We start from the raw sequence: 291 nt of genomic DNA on the forward strand, positions 1-291 counted from the left end.
TGCAACCCTCAGCCTTGTGCAAGCAAGGCTAGCTTCACGAGATCAACGATCCGACTACAGTGCATCTTTCTTTTCAGATTGGAGATCTGCGATCGCACCGTGTGCTCCGAAACACCGTTCTGAATGGCAAGCTCTGAAGGCGCAAGCCCTCCGACGAGCCCTGCCAACACCCTCGCCTCTGCCTTGGTGACGTTGAACGTTGCGATCAGATTGTCAGCATCTGCTTCACTCAATACGCTGTTGCGACGCATCCGAACAAACACCAATGGCTCGTTAGAAAGCCGGATGCGC

Annotated in this window: 1 protein-coding gene; it reads right to left on the minus strand. The window is 54.3% G+C overall.

The window, feature by feature from the left end:
- Positions 1-8: 8 nt before the first annotated feature.
- Positions 9-291, minus strand: a 283-nt coding sequence (locus RVY79_RS18980; RefSeq protein WP_317466109.1) for a helix-turn-helix transcriptional regulator, incomplete at its 5' end; no start/stop codon positions are given.

The sequence above is a fragment of the Chromohalobacter sp. HP20-39 genome, from assembly GCF_033052815.1.
In the GTDB taxonomy this organism is placed as follows: Bacteria; Pseudomonadota; Gammaproteobacteria; order Pseudomonadales; family Halomonadaceae; genus Chromohalobacter.